15 protein-coding genes are annotated in these 21,036 nt (G+C 52.1%); 7 read left to right on the top strand and 8 right to left on the bottom strand.

The features are described 5' to 3' along the window. Nucleotides 1-110 precede the first annotated feature (110 nt). From KNP60_RS09540 to KNP60_RS09530, 3 genes are all read right to left on the bottom strand, one after another. Nucleotides 111-1,340 (bottom strand): hypothetical protein, encoded by a 1,230-nt coding sequence (locus KNP60_RS09540; protein WP_052090252.1) that lies wholly within the window; start codon nucleotides 1,338-1,340, stop codon nucleotides 111-113. Between the two features lie 21 nt (nucleotides 1,341-1,361). Next, the gene (locus tag KNP60_RS09535) at nucleotides 1,362-3,941 is read right to left on the bottom strand and encodes a hypothetical protein (protein ID WP_034780436.1); all 2,580 of its coding nucleotides are present in this window, start codon (nucleotides 3,939-3,941) and stop codon (nucleotides 1,362-1,364) included. A 266-nt stretch (nucleotides 3,942-4,207) separates the two neighbouring features. Next, complete coding sequence (locus KNP60_RS09530) at nucleotides 4,208-6,445, bottom strand: SNF2-related protein (RefSeq protein ID WP_483299261.1); 2,238 nt, start codon at nucleotides 6,443-6,445, stop codon at nucleotides 4,208-4,210. Between the two features lie 739 nt (nucleotides 6,446-7,184). Between KNP60_RS09530 and KNP60_RS09525 the strand changes: the two genes are divergently transcribed. Beyond that, nucleotides 7,185-7,511 carry a hypothetical protein gene (locus KNP60_RS09525; protein WP_034780432.1) on the top strand — a complete coding sequence of 109 codons (327 nt, stop codon included), beginning with the start codon at nucleotides 7,185-7,187 and terminating at the stop codon, nucleotides 7,509-7,511. A 49-nt stretch (nucleotides 7,512-7,560) separates the two neighbouring features. On the opposite strand, the gene KNP60_RS09520 is transcribed toward KNP60_RS09525, so the two are convergent. Beyond that, nucleotides 7,561-10,185, bottom strand: a complete 2,625-nt coding sequence (locus KNP60_RS09520) for a S8 family peptidase (protein WP_214797362.1) — start codon at nucleotides 10,183-10,185, stop codon at nucleotides 7,561-7,563. A 221-nt stretch (nucleotides 10,186-10,406) separates the two neighbouring features. Beyond that, nucleotides 10,407-11,156, bottom strand: coding sequence for an SDR family NAD(P)-dependent oxidoreductase (locus KNP60_RS09515; RefSeq protein WP_034780427.1), 750 nt, complete (start codon nucleotides 11,154-11,156; stop codon nucleotides 10,407-10,409). 122 nt (nucleotides 11,157-11,278) lie between these two features. Between KNP60_RS09515 and KNP60_RS09510 the strand changes: the two genes are divergently transcribed. Next, nucleotides 11,279-11,905 (top strand): TetR/AcrR family transcriptional regulator, encoded by a 627-nt coding sequence (locus KNP60_RS09510; RefSeq protein WP_214797361.1) that lies wholly within the window; start codon nucleotides 11,279-11,281, stop codon nucleotides 11,903-11,905. 26 nt (nucleotides 11,906-11,931) lie between these two features. On the opposite strand, the gene gloA2 is transcribed toward KNP60_RS09510, so the two are convergent. Next, nucleotides 11,932-12,312, bottom strand: coding sequence for an SMU1112c/YaeR family gloxylase I-like metalloprotein (gene gloA2, locus KNP60_RS09505; RefSeq protein WP_034780421.1), 381 nt, complete (start codon nucleotides 12,310-12,312; stop codon nucleotides 11,932-11,934). Between the two features lie 279 nt (nucleotides 12,313-12,591). Between gloA2 and htpG the strand changes: the two genes are divergently transcribed. Continuing rightward, entirely contained in the window at nucleotides 12,592-14,460 is a 1,869-nt protein-coding gene (gene htpG / locus KNP60_RS09500) for a molecular chaperone HtpG (RefSeq protein ID WP_214797360.1), read from the top strand. 97 nt (nucleotides 14,461-14,557) lie between these two features. Here htpG and dcm read toward each other — a convergent pair whose 3' ends face one another. After that, entirely contained in the window at nucleotides 14,558-15,892 is a 1,335-nt protein-coding gene (gene dcm / locus KNP60_RS09495; RefSeq protein WP_214797359.1) for a DNA (cytosine-5-)-methyltransferase, read from the bottom strand. A 142-nt stretch (nucleotides 15,893-16,034) separates the two neighbouring features. Here dcm and KNP60_RS09490 point away from each other — a divergent pair, with 142 nt between their 5' ends. Both KNP60_RS09490 and KNP60_RS09485 read left to right on the top strand, forming a co-directional pair. Further along, entirely contained in the window at nucleotides 16,035-17,405 is a 1,371-nt protein-coding gene (locus KNP60_RS09490) for a Sau3AI family type II restriction endonuclease (RefSeq protein ID WP_214797358.1), read from the top strand. A 54-nt stretch (nucleotides 17,406-17,459) separates the two neighbouring features. Then, nucleotides 17,460-17,906: a very short patch repair endonuclease gene (locus tag KNP60_RS09485; RefSeq protein WP_214797357.1), complete on the top strand. Its 447-nt coding sequence runs from the start codon at nucleotides 17,460-17,462 to the stop codon at nucleotides 17,904-17,906. A gap of 13 nt (nucleotides 17,907-17,919) precedes the next feature. Here the strand turns inward: KNP60_RS09485 and KNP60_RS09480 are convergent, their stop codons facing one another. Then, entirely contained in the window at nucleotides 17,920-18,606 is a 687-nt protein-coding gene (locus KNP60_RS09480) for a BglII/BstYI family type II restriction endonuclease (RefSeq protein WP_214718729.1), read from the bottom strand. A 322-nt stretch (nucleotides 18,607-18,928) separates the two neighbouring features. On the opposite strand from KNP60_RS09480, the gene ahpC reads away from it, so the two are divergent. Together ahpC and ahpF are read left to right on the top strand one after the other, a co-directional pair. Beyond that, the gene (gene ahpC, locus KNP60_RS09475; protein WP_021067918.1) at nucleotides 18,929-19,492 is read left to right on the top strand and encodes an alkyl hydroperoxide reductase subunit C; all 564 of its coding nucleotides are present in this window, start codon (nucleotides 18,929-18,931) and stop codon (nucleotides 19,490-19,492) included. A 12-nt stretch (nucleotides 19,493-19,504) separates the two neighbouring features. Beyond that, complete coding sequence (gene ahpF / locus KNP60_RS09470; RefSeq protein WP_214797356.1) at nucleotides 19,505-21,028, top strand: alkyl hydroperoxide reductase subunit F; 1,524 nt, start codon at nucleotides 19,505-19,507, stop codon at nucleotides 21,026-21,028. The last annotated feature ends 8 nt before the right edge of the window (nucleotides 21,029-21,036 follow it).

The raw sequence follows: 21,036 nt of genomic DNA, 5'->3' as shown, positions 1-21,036 counted from the left end.
GATGCCAAGTCTTTAAAGATGAAAAGAGCAAGAGACGTCAATCCGTTGGTGGACCGACGTCTCTTGCTCTTTTATTTTGTGTCGGTGGCGATACAAACCCCTATATCGTTTCAGAGCCGTTCCTCATAAGCGTCCAACTTTCCTCTCATTTGCCCCATGAGTCGGACGAACTCCTCTTTTGTTTTCTCATCGAATCTCCCGACATGGTCCATGTCAATCGTCTCAAGCGCCTTAAAGGAGGTGTTCAACGCATCGAGCGGCTTCATCTTGGCACGGGAGATGGCCGTCTCCTCGGCCCGGCGGCTGACGATAGAGGCGGCCTCTCCCCTCGTGTCCTCGAGTTCTTTGATTACTTGACGATAGGAGTCTAGGTCGATACCATCTTTTTCTTGGAAGGTGTCATGGACGTCATCCACGATATCCTCGAACTCCTCCAAGAAATCCTCGCGATTTCCACCCTTCAAGATATCACTCCCGATTCTCCGGATGTATCGGGTCAGGTCCTTGTCCTTCGAGACACTGAGTGCCGCGAAGAGGGCATCCTTCACACGCATGTGCTCTTCCTCATCGTCCTCTTCTTTCTTGAGGATGCCGACCATCTCTTGGAGCGGGCCGTCCAGGTCCATCTCCCGAGCAAGGTAGAACTTCCCGCTGGCGTTGATGAACTCGAGGTACTCGACCATAAGTTCTGCCTTATCAACCATCTTTCTGACCTCTGCCGGTTTCTTGTTCGTGTTCAGGGCATACTCTTGGACGGTGAAATACTTGTTGACGACGATGTCATTGTAGACGTCCACGAGGTTGTCGATTGGGTTGTAGTCGACCGGGCGCTCCTCGCCATGCTGAAGGTTGAGCTCGAGCCGTTTGATGTCGATGTCGGAGAGTCCTTCAGCCGGGTCCAGGATAATGGCCTCGAAAAAGACGTCCATCCCATGGTCCCTCTTCAGGTGGCGCAGACAGGTGAAGCGACGGTTACCGTCCACGATCGTACCGTTGTTCAGGACGACTCCAGCCACTCGTTGCCCGAAGTTCTTGATGTTGTTCTTCGTCTTCTCGAGCGCGGCCGTGTTCGATTGGACAATCATGTCCTCGACCTGTTCATTGTACTCCTCCTTGGTGAGGAGGCCGATGTCCTTCCCGTCTGATTCGAGCCGGTTCATCCAGCTGATGATGCGGCCGTTGCGCTTGTTGTAGACGAGATGTTCGAGCGGAATCTGATAAACGTCGAATACCCGAGTCTCCCCTTTGAGCGTGAGTTTCCGCTTCTGTTCCGTCTTCGAGATGTCCTTCCCGATTCGCCCCCTCAAATTGACCTTGTCTGTACCTGGTTCTACCGTCATGTCGTATCCCTCCACTGTTTCTCAAGATTTGAATATACTGTCTAGGAACAGCTCCTTGTCTCTGTAAAGTTTGCCTGTGTCCGGGGAGAAGTACCCGCCTCTCCCACGGACGTTCGAGATGATGGCGTTCCTGTCGAACTCTAGATGATATGTCTGCAAGATTTCCTCGCGTATCGTGTCCGCATCCAGCCCGTCAGTCTCAGGCAGCAGGTCGAGCAGGAATCGGCCGAGCGTCCTCTTGTCTCGACCCATGTAGAAGATGTCCCCCTTGCCCGTCCTGATGGCGCCGAGCCTCGTTTGCGTGTGAAGCAGTCCCTCGAAGAAGATGTCCTCTAGTCCGAGCTCGAGAATTGGGGAATCCAGAAGCACACGGATGGATGCGATGGTGAAGTAGCCCGTCCCTATCTCTTTGGCGGCGTCGACCATCTGTCTGATGAATCCCCTGACCATCCCCTTGTTGATACCGGCCTTACGCAGTCGTGCGATGTGGATATAGGTGTTGTCGTCGAATCGGAAGATATCGTGGCCGTCCTCCAGCCTCTTGATGACACGTTTGAACGGGGCCGTCTTGAAGGCAGGAGAATCAGGGACGCTGAAGAAGTCCTCACGGGTCAGGAGCTTCTGGAAATAAGCTTCCGCGCTGGGGTGCCCCGCTCGGAGGACAAGCCCCCCGCGATTCACAAATCCGACCTTTTCGAGGGCTCCGCTGTTCAGGTAACGGGAAGTGAAGTTCTCGATATGACTGAACGCCTGCTCCAACTCTTCATAGGTATAGATTTCTTTGGTGAGACGCCTTGAAAACCACGCCGCCTCCCTCTTCGTGAGCAAGGACATGCTGTGACCTATCGTCCCGTCGGGCGAGAGATAGTCCGGGAGTTCACGGCGGAGCACTTGTCTCACGGATTTGGGCGAGAGGCCGAAGCGGTGCTGGATGAGTGTGAGGAACGCTTCTATATCGATAGGAGCGTTCTGTCTGATCAGCTTCTTCAGCCATTCCGCCTTCCCCATCGTCCCGATTGCGATTTCTGGTTGACGCCCAGGGGTGACGTTTGTCATCTCGACATGCTTACGGATGATATAGTGCAGCTCCTCGTGATCCCTGCAGTCGAGCTCGTCCATCAGATCAGGCGAGAGGCCGAAGATATGTTCCGTGCTATAGAATCCCGGCTCGAGCCGAATCAGGCCGCGCAACCTCTGCAGGCGTCTCTGCGTCAGCACCGAGCTGTCATGGAATCGGAGACGTCTGCCAGCGGACGGTATGATGACGTCCGAGCGTGACCCGATGGCGGAGAGTGACCTGACGTCTGCCCGTAGCCTGTCGACGGTTCTTACATCGAATTCTTCGAGAATGTACCGATCATAGATATCTTTCCACTCTTCGATAGGTCTCGCCGTGTCGTCGGCGTGTAGCCATAAGACATGCTCGAACACGCTCGTCTTCGTGGCGGGCGAGATGCTGCCGTCACGTCCGACGATGACGGAGAGATATGACCTGAACCTGTGACGTTGGGCATCGTCCAACCTGTTATAAAGGCCCATGACGTCATCGGTTCCCATACGAACCTTCGACGAGAGGAAGCGGTGTACCATGGGGGGTTCGGCGAATACCTCCACGAATATGTCCTCTGGTATGTCGAAACGCACGAATCGTTTGAGATATCTTTTTCCCTCCTTCACAGATGTAACGGGAATCGTGTCGAGGATTTCCCTCAACTGCCTCATGACGAACCTCGGCTTCAGTCCACGTAGACGCGCAATTTCATGGGGTGTGAGTCCCTGCTCCAACCTTTCCCTCAACAGGTCCATGTGCGGTAGTTCCGATGAAAGAATCGACTTGAGCATCCTCGTCCTCTTCTTAAAAAAGCCGTCCTGCATCGGGGACAGAATGGCAGAGCGTGACATCTCCTCAAGAAGTACCGAGACCTCAGGACCGCTCCTATCGATTTCGCTCATCACGTCTTCGGTCGAGAAGACGTCATCGAGTCTGTCGTATATGGTCTGATAAAAGGTATGGACAAGTCCTTTCCTGTCTATCTTTCGTGCTATGATCGTCGTGGCTCGTGTCTTATCATCTATCTTATCTTCTGTCCTAGCATCATCTAACACGTTCTCGGATACGGAAATCGGGGCGGGCTTCCGTCCCTCGAAGGTGTCGTACGCCCTCATGACTCGCTCATACGCATCTGGTCTCCGTCCGCCACCTATGGCAGCCTGAAATGATTCGAGGTCGAGTCCCTCGAGATCTTTATATGTCAGTCCCGCGTCCCTCATGAGCTCGATGTCAGAGACCAGTAGCCCTGTCTCTGGCAAGAGAAGATGATAAAGCGTCCTCGTCTTGCACATGTCTTTGATCTCCTTATCGCCCATCACAGACTGAAGGACAATCAACGCGCGTCTCACAGTCGCCGGGACGCCCGGTAGCGACTTCCCTTTCTTCGACAGAAGGTCGTCGATGAATATACCTTTTTTCAGAAGGGACACGGCATCGGCAGGGGCGACCTCCACATCAAACCTCTCCAAAAGGTCGAGGATGCCGAATATGCCTTGTCCAGGGTCGAACGTGTCCGATTCGACCACTCCTGTTTTCTTGTGGTCCACCATATGTCCCCCTCCTCCATCAAGGGTCGTGTGAGGATTGTCTTCACGGATTCTTATCTTATGTCCAAGAATCTGAGAACAGGTACTTAAACTTAGAACACGACACCTTATTTCCCTATATTTTACTATTGTTTTCGCACGATTGACAGCCCTGCCCTGTCCTTTTTCCGGCATGGTCCGTCAAAAAATATGATGTTCGTAATTTCTTTTTTCAAGTACGGGCAAAAGGCCCCGCCGTCATGGCAGGGCCTTCTCCGCTTGATGGGGTCTCAATCGAACAGAGCCACAATCTCATCGTAGTCCACGTTCGGGTCGGGGCGGAGGTCGCCGTTCTCGATGGCCTCCATCATCCGTTGCTCCTTCTCTTTCAATCGGATATATATCTTTTCATCCACCGTGTTCTGTCGGTCGGGTTGGCCCTCGAGCATCATGTAATGATAGCGGGTATATTGCCCGTCCGGTAGACCTAGGCGATGTATGCGGTCCCTCGACTGGAGCATATGGGTCAGGTTAAACGAATATTCGAGATAGACCGCGTCATGGCAGACATGGTGGAGGGAAACGGACTCGGCCAGGGTGTGCGGGTTCGTGACGATGACGTCGAACTTGCGGTTCTGGAACGCCTTAATGAGCCGCTCTCGCTCTTCCTGCGGGGTGCCTCCATATATGACGGCCGACTTTATCCCTCGCGACATGAGCTCCTCATGGACCCTGTCTATCGTATGGACGAACATGCACCAGACCACTGCGGTCTTACCTTCCTCGCGTAGCGAGGTGACGGTCTCGATGGCACGTCGGAACTTCCGCGTCTCGCGGACGGACATGAGCAATCTCACGTCTTCGAGGTCTAACGTGACCTGGGAGGGCGCCCCTCCGTCAAGGATTGGGATGGAGTCATCGTCTTCGCCGAACATCTCGACGAGGTCGATGTTACGGAGGACGAGCTCGGGGCTCGAAGCCGCCTGGATCAGTCGGATATACAGACTGAAAGGATTGCCGCGATATTTTTGATAGAGGAGGTCGATGATTCTTTGCTCCGTATCATCGGCGACAATCTTATACACGAGGTCGGCATCCGCATCGGGGACCCCGAGCTCCCTTTTGTTCGTCCGCCAGAAGAACGGTGCGAGCTTCCTGTTCACTTCCTGTATCTTTGTCTCGTTCGGTGCCTTCAGCTCATGTGGCTTGAAGTTGAAGAATGATTTATATTCCTCGCCATAGAGGATGTTCAAGAAGTTGTAGATGTCCGCGTATGAGTTGGGTATCGGTGTCCCAGTCAGAACGAACTTGTATCCGGCATATGGCGCAATCGACTTGGCGGCCTTCGCACGCACACTGGTCAAGCCCTTGACCTTGTGCACCTCGTCGTAAACGAGCATGGTCTTCGAGTCTATCACATCCATGAGGACCCGCTCGTACTTGCCGAGTGACTCATAGTTAATCAAAATCAGGTCGTAGAGGTGCGCGTCGGTCTTCAAGGAGAGCAACGGGGCCACCGAGTCATGGATGTCGAGCACCCGCAGGTCCCGTTTCTCCCCGAAGTTGGCATTGAACTCGTCCTTCCACGAGATAAAGGTGTTCTTCGGTCCGATGACAACCAGCCGCTCCACCTTCTTCTGTTCCTCTGACGAGAGGAAGGCGTATGCCCCATAGACCATCGAGGTCTTCCCTGCCCCAGGGACAGAAAAGTTGGCGGCCTTCTTCATCTCTACCATATAGAAGGCGGAACGCATCTGCATCTCCCGCAGGCTTCGGACGAGCTCACGGTCCACCACTTCAGCGAACGCCTCGAACCTCATGCTCACCTTCTCGTCCAGAGATTTGAGCAGTCGGGCATACTCTGCCCGCTCCTCAATCATGTACTCCTGGTCCCCGAGATGTTGGCGCAACTGTTCGGTCACAACGAGCTCGAAGTCCCGGCGACCACCGAGCCGCTCGAGATGACGAATGACCGTCTTGATTTCGACGTAGGTCAGGTCGTCACGGAAGTGTGGATACCCCTCGTTTTTGCAGAACGGCACGAGTTTGCTCGTGAACGTGCGCTCGTTCGGCCGTATCTTTCCAGGTGCGACGCGGTCATGGATGACGAGCACCCCCTTGTCGATTGTTAATACGAGCACGTCATCTAATAGCATCTCCTTGTCCAAGATGATTCTCCCCCTGTCGCGTCTCAAGATTTTTTTCAGTACCAGTTCCTCGAACGACTTGACCCTGACGCCATAAGCGCCCGATTTGTCCTCCCATAATGCGTCGAACTCATCGATCGCCTTGTCAATCTTTTGTCTGTCGAAGTCCGAGCAGAGCCAGGAAGCGGTGACGTCGAACGACTCATAGTTATGTTCGATGGCCGCCCTGGTCTCGTTGTTTGAACCCGTGAAATAGACGATGTTCCCTGCGGCGTCCTCGGCGAGCCCAAACTTAGAATGGAACAGTCCGGATTTGATGAACCCGACCCGTATATCCGCGTACCCGTTCGCGATGAGATGGGCCAGGTTCGCGAAGTCCATTTCCTCCTGGAGCGACAGTCGTTCCTCAACCCGACCCAGCAGGTCCTGCTCCAGTGACTTCCTCAGCTGATATCCCTCGCTGATGTCGTAGAAATCGTCCTCTGATATCTCCTCGGAGATGATGAGACGCATGCGTCCACCGTTCTCGACCAGTCCCTGAATGCCCCTCGCATAGCGTGCGAGCGCCTTCCCGCTGAAGTATCCGCTCACACGGTCGTAAGAGACGGCCACCGAGAGGATGGGATTATAGAAATCACGCGCTATGTCCGTCTGGCTCGTGTAATACGAGGGATTTAGATTAAGGAGACGAAAGTCAGAATCATTTTTCATAGTTCATCAAAACCTCCTTCCGCTTGGTATAGACAGACGATAGATTTTTTTGGTCTATCTAATTTATAGCTGTCTGAAACTGATTAAGGTGGGAAGAATTCTATCCATGACGCCTCCTTGTAAGCGTGTAATGAGCATCTATTTGGTAATCGATTCACCCTGTATGGCTCCTCTAAACGTGTCCACTTTACCTCTTTGTTATTTTTTCGATTTTCTCTGAATTCTAAACTCTCTTTCCTAAAATTCATTGCTCGTACTTCAAACGTCACCTTTCAACTATTACATCACTACAATCGAACACCTTCTAGTTTCGACTATATCATGTCGTTTCAACGAAAGCCGTCAACTTTTCGTCAAAACGGGAATAGTCCTATACAGATGATTTTGTAATGAAAAGAGGTGAATCGTCATGAATGGCGCCTTGTTCCCACGCACCTCGGTCGGCAAGTGGTCGATTATCCTCATCGGCTTGTTCCTCGCCATGTACGTGCCGTTCCTCCTGCTCGATAACTTCGATACGACCTTCCACTCGACGCTTTGGAGCGACAACGCCGCGAACATGCTACGGCTCAGCTACATGACCACATTCTTCGTCCTTGGGCTCGGAGCGTTCGTGACCGGATGGTGGGCCATCTTGAAACAAAAAGAGTACGCCGTGCTCGTCTTCTTCGCGGCCGTTCTCGGCTCCGGACTGTTCGTTTTATTGGTCATGGAGCTCCTCGGTATCCTCGAGTAGAAGGCAAAACAAGGAGTTCGCTGCGGCGAACTCCTTGTTTCATGTGTACTTATTTGACGACGACGTGTTTCATCTGACTCGCGCGACCTTTCGCGTCCTCGATGTGGATCGAGAGGCGCTCCCCTTTTTTAAGGGTGCGTGTCTTCGTGACGAACGTTCCCGTGAGGCCGGTCGTCCCTTTCCCGATGACGCGGCGCTTCGCGTCTCGGACGATGACCGTCATTCCCGCATCCGCGCGACCCGATACTTGCTTCGCGTTCGCACGTGGTGTCGAGACGGTCGGTTGTTTCGCACGGGCACCTTTCACAACGAGAAGGCGTTCGCTCGAGACGAGCTTCCCGTTGCTATAGACGACCCGGAGAACCGTGCCTGCTTTTTGAGCTCCGATGTTCAATGCGACACGAGCTTGTTTCGATGTTCCGGTCGCGAGACGTTTCTCGCCGTTATAGACCGTCACTGTCGTCCCGCTCTGCACGCTAGCAGCAAACACCGTCGAATTGTCACGGACGACGCCTGGCTTGGCGTAGAGACGTAGCATCGAAGCTGCATGGTGCACGTTAACCTTGCCATAGCCGCTGATGTAGTCATAGTTGAACGGAAGTTCTTCTTCCGAGTCTTCCATGAAATAATCAAGGCCGTCTTCATAGCTCATTCCACCTGTCGCATCCCCGCCAGAGAAAGCAAGCGGCTCTGCCGTACGATGGAGCAACTGACGAATCTCTTCGACTTTGAGTGCCGGACGTGTCGACAGCAGTAATCCAACGACAGCCGAGACGTGTGGCGTCGCCATACTCGTGCCGTCCATATAGACGACGTTACCGTTCGGGACGAGGCTCGCGACTTTCGTGCCCGGCGCCACGACATCGACACCATACCCGTAGTTCGAGTAATCCGAGACGATGCCGAACGTGTTCGTCGCACCGACCGAGATCGTATACTTCGATGAAGCTGGGTACGACAGGCTTGAATCGCCATCATTCCCCGTTGCCGCCACGACGACGACACCGCGGTCATAGGCGTACTTCAACATGTAGCCGATCGTCCGGCTCTCGCTGCCGCCAAGGCTCATGTTGATGACTTTCGCACCAGCATCGACAGCATATTTGATTCCGAGCGCGATTTGTTCCGTATCCCCAGAACCGCTCGCGTCGAGCACTTTGACTGGGAGAATCGAGACAGCAGGCATCATCCCGCGCATCGATGTCCCGTTGTTTTGAATCGCACCGATGACGCCGGCCACGTGTGTCCCGTGTCCGTGATCGTCAAGCGCGCTGCCTTCCCCGTTCGGGTCGACAAAGTTCTTCTCGTTGGCGATGTCGACACGTCCTTTGAAATCAAGGAGGCGATAATCGACACCCGTATCAAGGACGGCGACTTTCACGGAACGGACCGGCAATTTGAGAGCCTCATACGCATCGATTCCGATTCCAGCTTCCTGGAATGGCTGCAACACCGATTTCGAGTTGAGTGACCATTGATAGTCGTAACTCGTGTCGGCCATGAACGCTTGATACGTCTGGACCGGCTCGATGAATTCGACGTTCGTGTCACGCTCGAGCGTCGTCTTGGCCGTCGCCTGCGTTTTCGTGCTCGCCGACTCGACATCGACGACCGCGAAGTGGTCACCTGGGCGACCGATATCGATCTGCTCTGCCGAGACGTTCGACAATGCGTTCATCTTCCCGAGCGACTTGCTCGGTGACGACTTGTATTTGACGATATAACGCGGGGCATCATCAATTTCAATCGATACTCCGAATTTGACCATCACATCTTGAAGCGGTGTCCCGGCAAGTGTACCTGTGCCGAGTGTGGCTGCTACTTTGTTTACTTCTGCCTGTAACGCGGTCGGGACGTTTGTCGTCACGAAGGCCTGCAAGCTCTTGATGGCAGCCTCATCCGCTTTCGTGAGCGTGTACGCCTTGCGGTCGACGAGCGCGTTCATGAGTGGCTGTAGCGCCTTCAAATCATTGTACGCTTGTTGACGTTTGGCTCCGTCTTTCACAATCGCTTTAATCAAGTACGGAGACGTGCGATAGTACAAGGCGGCCAAATCGTTCCCGGCCTCAGATTGCGACAACACTTCCGTCTGAATGCGACGGATGAGCTTCAACATCGAGTCGCGCTCCGGCGTCGGATTCAAAATCGACTCGACGGCGCACATGCCGGCCTCAGTCTCGATGTTCTCATATTTGACCGGCAATTTGACCGGGTTGTAGACGAGCTTGATATCAGACGCAGCGGCCTCCTCCGCGTCTTCCGTCATTGGAAGGTACTCCACTTTGATGTAGTACGGGCCTTCCCATGCATACGGGAGACGAAGCGTCGCCGTCTGTTGTTCTTCCTCTTGTGTCGCGCTCGAACGATATTGTTCGAACGTCTCATCTTTCGCTGCCATGTCGGCGCTCGGATAGACCGAGATGTTCGCGAGTTTTGTTGACTCGAACTGGATTTCCATATGTGTCATCGATGACGGGGCACCCCGCTCCATCTTGAACCAATATGTATTCGTTGCGTCCGTCCCGGTCTCAAACGCGACCTCCACTCCCGGGCTGAGCGTCTTCGCATCTTGCATGCCCGCTCCTGCATCCGCGCTCACGTGGGGCGGGATCAAGGCCAAGACGAGCATGAGCACCGTGACGAATGATAATACTTGTTTCCATGTTGCTTTCATCTGTTTTCCTCATTTCTACATGTCCATAGCTACGACCGACGGATCCGTCAATTCATGTATACGAGATAATGGCTTGAAGGTTCCAACAATTAACTCCAAAAAATCACTTCATTTCATTATTTTAGGAAACGCTCAATTTGTCTATCTCTAATATGGTTTTTTCGAAAAATAATATGAAAAAGGTCAGAGGAATTTCCTCTGACCTGGACAAATGATTTTTTTTATTTGGCCGTGACACCCCCGTCGACGGGTAGTTCGATTCCGGTGATGTGGTTCGCCTCGTCCGATGCAAGGAACAAGACGGCCGCAGCCACTTCCCCCGCCTGACCGAGATTCGGCAAAGCGATTTGATTCAGGAAATGCTGTTTATAGTCCGGGTGCTCCATGTGCGGCGCGCTCATCGGCGTCACGATATAGCCCGGATGGACCGAGTTGACGCGAATATTGTGCTTCCCGTAATCGACGGCCGCAGCCTTCGTAAGTGAGCGAACGGCCCCTTTTGAAGCCGTATAGGCACCTGCCCCGGCCATACCGGTGAGCGCCGAGATTGATGAGATGTTGACGATTGAACCGCCGCCATTTTGCTCCATGAGCGGGATGGCATACTGCGTCCCGAGCATGACGCCATCGATATTGATTCGATACGTCCGTGACCAGTCGTCCTCGGTCTGTTCCAAGAACGGTTTTGCAAGCGCGATGCCCGCATTGTTGACGAGAATATCAAGCTTCCCGCACACCGATTGCACTTCATCATAAATTCTTTCCCAATCACTGCGCGAAGTGACGTCGTGCTGAAGTGCGAGCGCCTCTCCTCCGTTCGCCCGGATCGTTTCGACGACACGTGTCACCGCGTCTACATTGATGTCTGTCGCAACAACCGTCGCTCCTTCGCGTGCGAACAGTTTGGCCGTCTCTTCACCCATACCGCTGCCTGCCCCCGTAATGACCGCTACTTTCCCCGTTAACCGCATTGTTCCAGCTCCAATCTTAAATTATGATAGTCTAACTATCATAATAGTAGTCGATGCACATTCGATTCTCAACGAAACTGCTTCAAAGCGTTATAATGACAAGAGAACAAAGAGGTGATGATATGAGTAAACGTCAACAAAACAAAGAAGAACGGTTAAATCGCATCATCAGTCAGGCTGAAATCCTGTTTCTGAAAGACGGATTCGAGCGCGTCCAAATGCAGGATATTGCTGACGCCGCCGAAATCGGGGTCGCGACACTGTTTCGCTATTTCCCGAAAAAAGATCAGTTGATTGTCGCAGCGGCTGTCCGTAACTTGGCACCGACGCTCGACGCGTTCAAGGAATTGACGAGCCGGACGGGAGATGCGTACTCGCGACTCGAGGCGATCATTGACTACTTGCTCGACCAACAAATGAAACGGACGAGTCACTCTCGCTTCCGTGAGGCGTTCGAGAGTTATGCCTCGTTCGTCGTAAGTCCCCTTCCCGGAATCGATAACTACATCGGACTACAGCGCGAGATCATGGAGACGCTCGAACCGCTCATTGAGCACGGGAAGACGGACGGCTCGCTTCGAAGCGACATCGACGTGAAAACGACCGTCGTCACCGTCATCAATGCGTTCGGGACGTTCGGCAACAATATCATTTTGAAGTCTCACATCAGTTATTTAGAGGACGATATCGAACCGCACATCCAACAACGGGTGTTGCGAGAGATGCTCTTGTCGTATGTGCGCCCATAACGAAAGCCCCTTCGCGTGAAGGGGCTTTATTCATGTAGCTCGAGTGGCAGACCGTCTGGGTCGAAGAAGAACGTCATCTTCTCGCCCGTGAACGTGTCATACCGAATCGGTTCCGTCGTGACACCGTGCGTATTCAGTTCAACGACGACCGACTCGATGTCGTCGACTTTAAAGGCGAGATGACGGAGCCCGCACGCCTCCGGGAAGCTCGGCCGTTTCGGGCTATCCGGTTTGATGAACAGCTCAAGCTCGTACGCGCCGAGCCGCAGGTCGATCTTGTGATCGCCTTTGTCCGGACGATGATGCTCGCGGATGACGTCGAAACCAAGGATATCGATGTAGAACCGCTTCGCCTCGTCATAGTTCGAGGCGATAATCGCCACGTGATGGATTGTATGTAACTCCATAAAAATCCCCCATATACAAAAAAATGAGCACCTCTCACTAGAGGTGCTCTCGAAAAGTCTACCGCGTCGAACCACGCTCCACAACGTGCTCCCGAAGGAATGTCCGCCGTCTTACATAGACCAGCTCATCGCATGTACTCAACTATAGGCGAATCCGGCCCCCGCGTCAATCTTTTGTTTGAATCGGGTTGACATCTTCCTAAAAATTAGGATAATCAATAGTGTTAGCACTCTTATTGACAGAGTGCCAAAATCGAACAAATAAAAAGGAGAACGATCATGACAAAGAAACAGTTTCAAGCCGAATCGAAACGAATTTTAGAGTTGATGGTCCACTCAATCTATACGCATAAGGACATCTTCCTCCGTGAGCTCATCTCGAACGCGAGTGACGCCATCGACAAGATGTATTACCGGGCCTTATCGGATGAGGCGATCGACTTCAATAAGGACGACTACTTCATTAAAATCGAGCTCGATAAAGACGCCCGCACGATCACCATCCGCGACACCGGAATCGGGATGACGGCCGACGAGCTCGAGTCGAACCTTGGAATCATCGCCAAGAGCGGTTCGCTCGCGATGAAGCAGGCGACGAAGATGGAAGAAGATCACAGCCTCATCGGTCAATTCGGCGTCGGCTTCTACTCGGCGTTCATGGTGGCCGACCGTGTGATCGTCCGCACCCGCTCGGTCGACAGCGAACAAGGCTACTTGTGGGAATCGGAAGGCACAGACGGCTATACGATCGAGCCAATCGACAAGACAGACGTCGGGACCGAGATCACGTTGCACGTGAAAACCGACACAGACGACGAGACGTATTCGACGTTCCTCGAAGAATACGAGATTCGGTCGCTCATCAAGAAGCACTCGGACTTCATCCGCTATCCGATCAAGCTCGACGTGACGAAGCACCGTCAAAAAGACGACTCAGAAGAGTACGAGGACTATATCGAAGAAGAGACGGTCAACAGCATGGTGCCGATTTGGCGCAAACGGAAGAGCGAGCTCTCGGACGAGGACTACAAGACGTTCTATCACGAGAAACGCTACGGCTTCGACGAGCCGCTCAAACACCTTCACTTGAACGTCGACGGTTCCATCCGGTATCAGTCGATTCTCTACATCCCATCGACGGTCCCGTTCGACTATTACACGAAAGAGTTTGAGAAAGGGCTCGAGCTATATTCGAACGGCGTCTTGATCATGGAGAAATCGCCTGACCTGCTCCCGGACTATTTCGGTTTCGTCAAAGGGATGGTCGACTCGGAAGACCTCTCGCTCAACATTTCCCGGGAGATGCTGCAACAGGACCGCCAACTCCGCGTCATCGCCAAAAACGTGAAGTCGAAAATCAAAGGCATGCTCGAGAAGATGCTCCAAAACGAGCGCGAGGATTACGAGACGTTCTTCGAGTCGTTCGGCCGTCAAATCAAGTTCGGCGTCTACGACCAGTTCGGCGCTGCCAAGGACGAGTTGAAAGACTTGCTCCTGTTCCACTCGTCGAACGAGAACAAGCTCGTCACGCTCAAAGAATACGTCGAGCGCATGAAAGAAGACCAGAAGTACATCTATTACGCGACGGGTGAATCGATTCATCGGATCGACCTGTTGCCACAGGCGGAACGCTTGAAAGAGGAAGGGTTCGAGATTCTCTACTTCACCGAAGAAATCGACGAGTTCGCCATCAAGATGCTCCAGTCGTATGACGACAAAGAGTTCAAGTCGATCGCGAGCGGTGACCTCGGGCTCGATGACGAGGCGGCCCATTCCCTCAACGAGGACAACAAGGACTTGTTCGCCTTCATGAAACAAGAACTGGGCGACCGTGTTAAAGAAGTGCGCGCGTCGACACGCCTCAAGTCACATCCGGTCTGCTTGACGGTCGCCGGTGACGTCTCGATCGAGATGGAGAAGATTTTGAATACGATGCCGAACGGCGGCGGCATGAAAGCCGAAAAAGTGCTTGAAGTGAACGCCGATCACGCCATCTTCCAGACGTTACAGCGCATCTATAAGGAAGATGAAGCGAAAGCGAAACAGTATACCGATTTGCTCTATCAGCAGGCGCTCCTTATCGAAGGACTACCGATTGAAGACCCGGTCGCCTATTCGAATGCGGTGTGTGCGTTGATGGCAGAATAATGGAAAGACAGAGGGCGACCTCTGTCTTTTTAACTTTGAAGTTGATATGAAAAAATCTCTAGTCACGATTTTCCCCATCGTGACTAGAGATTTTTCATCATTTAAAGTTATTATATGTTCCTAACAGCTGCATCTGAATCGCTTCCTGCAAGATGTTTTGGTCATCCTCTTGCTCATGGACCTCTGCGATTCGATGGCTCATCCGCTCAATCAATCCGACGACGAGGGCGTTTCCCATCGTGAAGTAACGTTTGCGGTCCGTCATAGTATCCGTCCATCCATAAGGGAATCCGTTCAGTCCCTCGCACTCCTCAGGGCGCAAGTAACGAAGCTTTTTCGTCTGTGGATCTTCGATGACATGGCTCGAGCGGTTGCATGTGCCTTCGCTCGTCAACATCGTGCGTCCAGGAAGGTCGAGCGAGTCCGGATACGACATGCCGCCTTCCGCGTACACATACACGTGACCGCTCGCCGAAGTCCGCTCGATTTTCTTCGGTCCTTTCAAGTAAGCCAACTCTTCCTGCTCGTTCCGACCCGACTTTTTAATCGTCTCGGTGTCCAAATAATACTGCTCCGGTGCAGGACCGAACTGCTCATAGACTTCTTGGACCACTTCGCCGAGTGTCTTCGGCACTTCGCGTTTAGGTAACGTCTCGAGCGTCGTCACCTGATTGCCCGACATGATTCCTGCGTTCCGGTACGTGGCCGAGAACGTGTCAGAGATTTCGACGATATCTTTCGGCAGTTCGAACTGCGAGCCCGGATGTTTCTCGCTCGTCAGTTCATGGACCGGGAATGCCGGGGCGAAGAATCCTGACTCGAGCAACCATTCCTCAGGGTTTGCCTGTTGAGCACGTGCCGAATGATTCAGGTCGGTGCGGGTCGCGAAGATGAAGATGCGACGACGGCGTTGCGCGAACCCATAGTCGGCCGCATTGATGACGCGCCACTCGACCGTATAGCCTTGGTCGGCGAACGCACGAAGCATGACGCTAAAGTCACGTCCCCGTTGCTTGGCCGGCGACTTCATGAGGCGATCGACGTTCTCGAGCAACACATATGGTGGTTTCTCTTGTTCGATGATGTTCATGATTTCCCAGAACAAGACGCCCTTCTTCCCTTGGATCCCTTGTTCGTTCTTGAGGCTGCGCGACACGCTATAGTCTTGACACGGGAACCCCCCGACCAAAAGGTGGTGCGGACCCGCTTCCATCCATGACAGGGCGATATCTTCGTTCAAATGTTTGCCGCGGCCCTTGAACCGTTCGGCGTAGCAATCGAAGGCCGGTTGACTCTTCGTCGCCGGTTCCCATTGATTGCCCCAAACCACATCGAATTTGTCCGATGTAGGCTCGGCATTCACGTCTTTAATTCCTTCAAGTGCGATGCGGAAACCTCCTACACCAGCAAATAACTCAACTACTTTAATCAATGGGAACACCCTTTCGTATTTTCTATCTTAAATTTACTCTATTTTTAATTTCGACTCAATGGAAATAGTGTATCACGAACGATGAATTCGATCAAGCGGTACGCTATAATGGTTATAAATGTAAAATATAGGAGGATTCACTTTGCGGTATGAAATGATTCAAGAATTGATGGACAAGGCAAGAGAAGCCGAAGGGAAGACGTTCGGAGAGATCGACACGACCGGGCGTATCAAAAATGTCCGCTCGAAAGGTTCCCTCGGGCACATCATCGAGGAGAGCCATTTCGGCTACCAAATCAACTCGGACGCACGGCCTGATTTCGAGGAACTCGGCATCGAGTTGAAGGTCACCCCTTTCAAGAAAAACAAAAACGGTACATATTCATCGAAGGAGCGGCTCGTCTTGAACATGATTGATTATCATAACGAGCACGAGTATTCGTTCGAGACGTCGAGCTTCTTATCCAAAGCCACGAGCATGCTCATCATGCTCTATCAATATGAGCCAAACATCCCTATCGACGACTACCGTATCTATAAAGCGTTCTTGAATGAGTTCTCAGAAGAGGATTTGGACGTGATGCGGCAAGACTGGGAGACAATCGTCGCAAAAATCAAACGTGGAGAGGCCCATTTAATCTCCGAGGCCGATACGATGTACTTGTCAGCCTGTACGAAAGGGGCGAACGGCTCTGTCGTCCGCAGCCAACCGTTCTCAGAGCAACCAGCAAAACCTCGGGCCTTCTCACTCAAAGCTTCTTATATGTCGGGACTCGTCCGTCAGTACTTGACCCCAGAGTTGATGGAGTCAATCGCCAACCACGGTGAATTGAAAGAAATGTCGATTGAAGAGCTCCTCGAGGCAAAACTCGCTCCTCATTACGGGAAGACGGTACTCGAACTATGCGAAGAGACAAGCATCCCATATAACCCAGGCAATAAAGCGATGATTCCACGAGTCATGGCAAAACTTTTAGGAGTCAGAAAGACTGATTTGTCGAGCATCGAAGAGTTTGCGAAAGCGAACATCAAGTTCAAGACGATTGCCCGAGAGCCTGACGGCAAAATCCGGGAGCACATGTCGTTCGGAAAAGTCGATTTCGACGACTTGTCTCGAGACGAATGGGAAGAATCCGACTTGTATGACACGTTCGCCGAACAGAAATACCTCTTCCTCGTCTTCCGATATGACGAAGAGTACGTGCCCAAACAAAAACGTATCCCTCGTTTCGAAGGGATACGTCTATGGAACATGCCGCTTGAAACGGTCGATGGCGAGTTGAAGTCGATGTGGCTCGAGGCTAAACACATTGTCCATACTGGAGTAAAACTGACACCTTCGGGGAAACGAGTGAAAAACAACCTTCCCGGCCCGAAGTTCAATCAGGTCGCCCATGTGCGCTCAAAAGGAGCCGACGGTCAGGACAAAGTGAAACTCCCAGACGGTCAGTGGATCACAAAACAATCGTTTTGGTTGGACAGAAACTACATCCAGCAGATTCTAGACGCGTAAAATGAGTACTTATCTCCCTCACGTGGAATCTTCCTATTAGAGGGAGGTGAAGGTATGGCCAGAAATGTACCGAAAGCATCGAGTCCAGCCGTCTTCAAGACGATGAGCGGCAATCGCGGCAAGGACACGAAGATGGAAGTAAAGGTCCGAAAAGCACTTTGGGCTGCCGGATATCGATATCGGAAGAACAATCGGAAGCTGTATGGGACACCAGACATCTCGTTCCCGGGACTCCGTGTCGTCGTCTTTTTGGACTCCTGCTATTGGCATGGCTGCCCCCTTCACTTCAAACTTCCGAAGACGAACGTCGAGTTCTGGCGTCAGAAAATCGGTCGCAACATCGAACGGGATGCTGACGTTACAAGACACTACGTCGAAGAAGGATGGGTCATCCTCCGGTTCTGGGAGCATCAGGTCAATGAAGACTTTGATCATGTGATTTATACCATCACCCATTTCGTAGACATGGCCAAAACCAATCGACATATACGAAGTGGGTAATAGAAATCACATGTTAATCTAAGTCCTCATCAAACAATGGCTCATCATAAGTTTCTGTTGCATCATCGACAATCTGGTTCGTGTAGAATCCTTCTACACGGCCTCTTTTTTTGCCCTTTTCATTAAAATGCTCGACAATCCTGAACGTGTCGGGTGCTTCAAGCCCGATGATGACGATTGGTACGGTCAACTGAGTGTTCAACGGTTTCAAATGGTGGACATATTTCTCATATGTACCGATGGCGTTGTCGAAATTTCCGGCACGCTGAAGTCTTTGGGTTGCACAAATAATCACACCAATTCGCGTTTGAATTGCCTTCTCGACATGATTCAACTCGCTCGCAATGACCGGTTTCAATAGATTCCATGCAATCGTTCCCGAATGGTTGAAACCTACTTCCAGCGAGATATTCTCTTTGGCAAAATCGAGACGCCACACATTCTCTGAATAGTCACGGTCTTGGAAGATCGGACTTTCGCTGGCCCATCCTCTCTTTGAAAACTCTGATTTGAATAAATCATTCAAGGTTGAGGACAGACTTTTATTCTTGTCCGCATACTTCTCTTCGAATTTTTGAATGATGTCATCATCACTTATGGAATATATGATGTCATGAATTTCTCTCCAAATCTCTGTGAACTCCTCATCATTTTTAAGTATTGTCTCCCCGAAGCGGTGTGAATGAATTCGATAGTTCAACTGTCTCACCCTTTTATATGTAATTGATAATGATGTACTTCGTGACGAGAATAATCGACTTTCCTTCACTCGATTCAAACTCTCGCTACTCCTAATCACTTTATCAGGATACAGGATTGAAAACAAAAGCACATTTATTTTGTAATCGTTTTCTTTACTTTCATCAAGCGATTTATCCATTCAACTTTGATGTATCAACATTTTACCAGACATGCAAACGCCTTGACATTTTTGGCGGGTTATATGAAGTTAGTATTACATTATAATTATTCTAGTAGAGACGAAAGTCCACTAGAGTAAAAAACCAAGGAGGACATATCCCATGTCATTAATCGGCAAAGAAATCTTACCTTTCAAAGCACAAGCATTCCAAACAGGTGAATTCCTCGAAGTATCAGACAACGACTTCAAAGGTCAATGGAGCGTCGTTTGCTTCTACCCAGCTGACTTCACATTCGTCTGCCCGACGGAACTTGAAGACCTTCAAAACGAATACGCGACACTTAAAAACCTCGGCGTCGAAGTCTACTCAGTATCGACTGACACACACTTCACGCACAAAGCATGGCACGAAACATCAGAGAAAATCGGTAAAATCGAGTACATCATGATTGGTGACCCATCACACACAATCTCACGTAACTTCGACGTCTTGAACGAAGAAGATGGCCTTGCTGACCGCGGTACGTTCATCATCGACCCAGACGGCGTCATCCAAACAGTTGAAATCAACGCAGGCGGCATCGGCCGTGACGCGAGCACACTCGTTAACAAAGTCAAAGCGGCACAATACGTCCGCAACAACCCAGGCGAAGTTTGCCCGGCTAAATGGGAAGAAGGATCTGCAACACTTCGCCCGAGCCTCGACCTCGTCGGCAAGTTGTAAGGAGCGGATTTCATGTTAGAAGCAGATATTAAACAACAGTTGGACCAATATCTCCAGCTCATGGAGGGCGATGTCGTCCTCCGTGTCAGCGCTGGAGACGACGCGGTCTCAAAAGAGATGCTCGACCTCGTGAACGAACTCGCGAGTATGTCGTCACGCATCTCGGTCGAGAACGTCACGCTCGAACGCACACCAAGCTTTAGCGTGAACCGTCCGTCTGAAGAGACAGGGATCGTCTTCGCAGGGATCCCGCTCGGTCACGAATTCACGTCACTCGTCCTCGCGTTGCTCCAAGTGAGCGGCCGGGCACCGAAAGTTGACGCGGATGCGATCAAACAGATTCAAAACATTCAAGGCACGTACCACTTCGAATCGTATATCAGCCTCAGCTGCCACAACTGCCCGGACGTCGTCCAGGCACTCAACGTCATGAGCGTCCTCAACCCGAACATCTCACACACGATGATCGACGGTGGCGCGTTCAAGGCAGAAGTGGAAGCGAAAGAGATCATGGCTGTCCCGACCGTCTTCTTGAACGGTGAGGCGTTTGGCAACGGACGCATGTCACTTGAAGAGATTTTGGCGAAACTCGGAACTGGTCCTGACGCTTCGGCATTTGAAAACAAAGACCCGTATGACGTTCTTGTCATCGGTGGCGGCCCAGCTGGTGCGAGCGCAGCGGTTTACGCGGCTCGTAAAGGTATCCGGACCGGTATCGTCGCGGAACGCTTTGGTGGTCAAGTGATGGACACGATGGGGATAGAGAACTTCATCGGCACATCTTACACGGAAGGCCCGAAACTCGTCGCGAGCTTGGAAGAGCACGTGAAAGAGTACGGCATCGACGTCATGAACCTCCAGCGCGCGAAGCGCCTCGAGAAGAAAGACCTCGTCGAAGTCGAACTTGAGAACGGTGCCGTCTTGAAGAGTAAGAGCGTTATCCTGTCGACTGGTGCACGCTGGCGCAACGTCAACGTCCCAGGTGAAGCTGAGTTCAAAAACAAAGGTGTCGCCTACTGCCCGCACTGTGACGGCCCGCTCTTCGAAGGCAAGCGCGTCGCAGTCATCGGTGGCGGCAACTCTGGAATTGAAGCAGCGATTGACCTCGCTGGAATCGTCAAACACGTAACGGTGCTCGAGTTCGCTTCTGAACTCAAAGCCGACCAAGTGCTTCAAGACCGTCTCCACAGCCTCCCGAACGTGACCGTCGTCACGAACGCACAGACGACAGAAATCACGGGTACGGACAAAGTGAACGGCATCTCGTACTTGTCGCGTGAGACGAACGAGACGCATCACGTCGAACTCGAAGGCGTCTTCGTCCAAATCGGACTCGTCCCGAACACGGACTGGCTCGACTCGGTCGAACGCAACAACTTCGGTGAGATCGTCGTCGACCGTCATGGCGCCACGAACGTCCCAGGTGTGTTCGCAGCAGGCGACTGCACGAACAGCGCCTACAAACAAATCATCATCTCGATGGGATCTGGTGCGACTGCCGCACTCGGTGCTTTCGATTATATGATTCGCAACTAATAGGAAAC

Origin of the sequence: Exiguobacterium sp. s5, assembly GCF_018618075.1 — a bacterium.
Lineage (GTDB): Bacteria > Bacillota > Bacilli > Exiguobacteriales > Exiguobacteriaceae > Exiguobacterium > Exiguobacterium mexicanum_A.
Note: the sequence above shows the minus strand (reverse complement) of the source record. Positions and strands in the feature narration are given on the sequence as shown.